The sequence below is a fragment of the Methylobacterium sp. J-026 genome, from assembly GCF_022829585.1.
Lineage (GTDB): Bacteria > Pseudomonadota > Alphaproteobacteria > Rhizobiales > Beijerinckiaceae > Methylobacterium.
In genome coordinates, this window is sequence record NZ_JAKSYC010000178.1 from 1 (window position 1) to 3,578 (window position 3,578).

Annotated in this window: 3 protein-coding genes; all 3 read left to right on the top strand. The window is 64.9% G+C overall.

All coding sequences use genetic code 11. The features are described from left to right. The first annotated feature begins 215 nt into the window (after positions 1-215). Positions 216-740: a DUF1993 family protein gene (locus tag MKK69_RS16310; protein ID WP_243969442.1), complete on the top strand. Its 525-nt coding sequence runs from the start codon at positions 216-218 to the stop codon at positions 738-740. 502 nt (positions 741-1,242) lie between these two features. Next, a complete protein-coding gene (locus MKK69_RS16315; protein WP_243969444.1) occupies positions 1,243-2,016 on the top strand; it encodes a helix-turn-helix domain-containing protein in 774 nt (257 codons plus the stop codon). Between the two features lie 364 nt (positions 2,017-2,380). Further along, positions 2,381-3,578, top strand: a 1,198-nt coding sequence (locus MKK69_RS16320) for a methyl-accepting chemotaxis protein (RefSeq protein WP_243969446.1), incomplete at its 3' end; no start/stop codon positions are given.

Below are 3,578 nucleotides of genomic sequence, written 5' to 3' on the forward strand. Positions count from 1 at the left end.
GTCCAGTTCCCGATCATATCCCGGTACCCTGTCGCTCGGCACATCCAACGTCAAGCAGAATACCTGCCAAGCACTTTGGGGACACCGTTTGACCGCTTTCGAGAAACCATGACGTGGCTCCGCTCGTCCGGGTTGGGTCGAAGGCGGAAATCCGACAACGTAGGTCGGTGCCACAATCGTCAGCGACGATGAGTGTCCAAATCCGGGAAGGTCCGATGGCGACATCTTTCTACGAACTCAGCGTGCCGACCTTCCTGCAGACCGTGCGTGCCGTTGCGGGCTTCCTCGACCGCGCAAACAGGCACTGCGCCGAGTTGGGCGCCGACCCGGATGAACTTGTGGGAGCCCGGCTCTACGATGACATGGCCCCCTTTCATTTCCAGATCGAGGCTGCTTGGCATCATGCCGTGTGGGGGCTGGAGGCCGCAAAGACCGGTGTGTTCGAGCCACCTGGCTTGGTCGGACCAGTCCCCTTCGTAGAGCTGCAAGTCATGATGGACAAAGCGGAAGCGACGCTGGAGGCTTACGTCCCAGACGAGGTCAACACCTGGACGGGCCGCGACCTCGACCTTCAGATCGGACCGCGGCGCGTGGCCTTTACGTCGGAGACCCTGATCCTCTCGTTTTCGCTGCCCAACTTCCATTTCCACGCCGTCACCGCCTACGACATCCTACGCTCGCGGGGCGTGCCGATCGGCAAGCGCGACTATGAGGGGCAACTGCGCACCCGCCCGGCCTAGCACAGGGCGGACGCGTCGAGTGTCCGTAACGGGTTGAGAGCGGGCAGCGACGAGATGCTGCCCCTCGCCCGGCGCTGGCTGGCCTGCCACGAGGCGACCGCCGCCCTGCTGCCAGGCATCCCAGAGCCCAAGCATGTCAGGGAGGTGCGGGCGATCCTTCGGGGCGCCTCGCCTCCTCGCCGTTGACTTAACCGTGCTGCCCGGCCGACATGCCATGTCCGGCTGGCGCGCGCCTCGTGCGAGTCGCCGGGACCATCAGGAGACCACGCCGCCGCAAGTCGACCCCTGAAAAGCCAACGGCCCCCCAGTCGCCAAACTGGAGGGCCGTCGAAATCGAAGCGGCTGTGAGGCCGGAGTAACTGCCCCTCACAAGCCATGAAGCGCCCTCGGGCGTCAAGCGGGAACGCCAATTCCCGCGACGATGAGGCTTTGCCTTGTGGACTGGACGCCCCTGCGGCGGCCCGGAACGCCTTGTTGTGGCCCTTTCACGGGGCCGAGGACCATGTTTGCCGACGAGTTGAGGCGCGCCATCGAGGCCGCGAGCCGAATCACCCTGCCGCAAGTGACGGCACTGCTGTGGCGCGCCTATGGGGAGGGGAAGGTCACAGAGGCTGAGGCTGAGGCGCTGTCCGGGCTGATCGAAACGCGAACGCTGTCCAAAAATGGACCGCGATCCGGACAGAGCCCGAACTCAGGGGGAACAGCCGAGCATTTGATCGACCCACCTGCGCAAAAATGCGTGGGAAGACCCAGGAGGGCCGTCGGCTCCCGGCCACGCACGGAAGCCTCGATGGAGCGCCGTCGCCGCTGGGCCGCCTCTGGGCGGCTCCCACCGGGGCTAGCGGCCCGGTTCACGCTGGCCGAGCAGGCGGTCCTCGCCCTGGTGGCGACCGAGGTGGCCCGCCGCAAGGACTGCCGGCTGTCGATCGAGAACATGGCCGCGGTGACCGGCGTGTCTCGCACCACCGTGAAGAACGCCATCCGGGAGGCCGTGCGCCTCGGGCTCCTGACCGTCGAGGAGCGCCAGATCACCGGCTTCCGCAACGACACCAACGTGATCCGCATCATCAGCCGGGAATGGACCGCCTGGCTGCAGCTGGCACGGCGCCCCCTGTTATCAGGGGGAGGGGTCAAATCCGCGACCACCACGCATACTCAGGTTCTAGATCTGGGAGAATCAGAGAAGACGAAACCGCAGAAGAGCTGCCGACGAGCGGCGGGCGACCTCGACCGATCAGACCGTGCGAGAATCCGCGTGGGTGGTGGAGGCGGCTGAGCCATGCGGTGAGGGTCTGAAGCTGAATGGGATGAGGAATACCACTCAGAGCGGCACCCGGACCTTCCCCACCGTTCGAGCAACGGAGTTCAGTTTATAATATAATCCCTTCAATTTGCGGTTGTACAATCTACAATTGAGACTTTGACCGCGATGTTGTAGAATATCGTGAAATTAAGGAATATTTAATCAGCCGCGCTGTATCATGAATACAGAATCAGGCTGAAGCGTTCCTGATGCCCAGTATCCGCCCCAAGTCCACATTACGATCTCTCGTCACGGCCGACACGCACTTGTTTCTTCAGACGAAGCAATGTGATGGCTCGTGGCGATGAGATCGGCCTCACGCCATGAGAGCCGTCGGATGTCCCTGCGCCGCCTGACCCGGCTTTCCCTTACGCTCCCGATGCGCCTCAGCCTCGTCGGTACCGTGATGCTCGGTATCGCCTCGGCGACGACAATCGCCACGATCCTGGTCGAGGTCGAAACGGATATGACTCAGCACGCCTCCGCCGTGCTGGAGAGCAACATGAGGCTGTTACGGCAGAACCTGTCCGACGAGGGTGGCTCGCAGCGCTTCAGCCTGGTCGATGGTCACCTCCAGATCGGATCCCACTCGATCGGGGCCGAGGACCCCGCCGTCGATCGCGTCCGGACCATCATCGGGGGCACCGCCACGATCTTCCTCGGCGATGTGCGCGTGGCGACCAACGTGACTAAACCCAACGGGACTCGCGCTATCGGCACGCGCTTGGCACCCGGACCCGTCTACGATGCGGTGATCAAGCAGGGCCGGCCCTACCGGGGCGAAGCCGAAATCCTCGGGGTCCCGTACTTCACCGCCTATGACCCGATCCTCGCCGCCGACGGCAGTACCCTTGGCATCCTCTACGCCGGCATCGAGCGCACTGACTACCTCGCCATCGTGACGCGTTTGAAAAGGCAAGCCGGTCTGATCGGTGGGCTGCTGGCCCTCGTCTCTAGCGCGGTGCTGTGGTTCTGGATGCGCCGAAGCTTGGCCCCTTTAAAGCGGTTGGCCGAGTCCATGCGGCTTCTGGCGGCGGGCGATGCCACCGTACCCATAGAACGAGCATCTCGACGAGATGAGATCAGCGCCATGGCCGCGGCGGTCCAGGTGTTCAAGGACAGCCTAATCCGGACCCGGGTGCTCGAAGCCGAGACCGCACAGGCCCGCCTCGACGCCGAAGCGCAGCGCAAGGCCGGCATGCGCCAGATGGCCGATGGCTTCGAGCAGGCGGTCGGCGGGATCATCGGCTTGGTCTCAGCCGCCGCGACCGAGCTGCAGGCCACCGCCGGCTCGATGTCGGCGATGGCGGGTGAGACTTCCGCTCAGTCCGGCGCGGTGGCCGCCGCGGCCGAAGAGGCCGCCGCCAACGTCAACACCGTCGCCGCCGCCGCCGAGGAGCTGGGCTCGTCGGTGCAGGAGATCAGCCGGCAGGTCGCCGGCTCGGCTGAACTGGCGCAGCGTGCCGTGCACGAGGCGGATCAGACCGGCGCCCTGGTGCAGGAGCTGAGCAGCGCCGTCTCGCGGATCGGCGACG

Excerpts from the sequence above, each read along its gene's own strand:
- MKK69_RS16310 (WP_243969442.1), top strand. The coding sequence starts at position 216 with ATGGCGACATCTTTCTACGAACTCAGCGTGCCGACCTTCCTGCAGACC.
- MKK69_RS16315 (WP_243969444.1), top strand. The coding sequence starts at position 1,243 with ATGTTTGCCGACGAGTTGAGGCGCGCCATCGAGGCCGCGAGCCGAATC.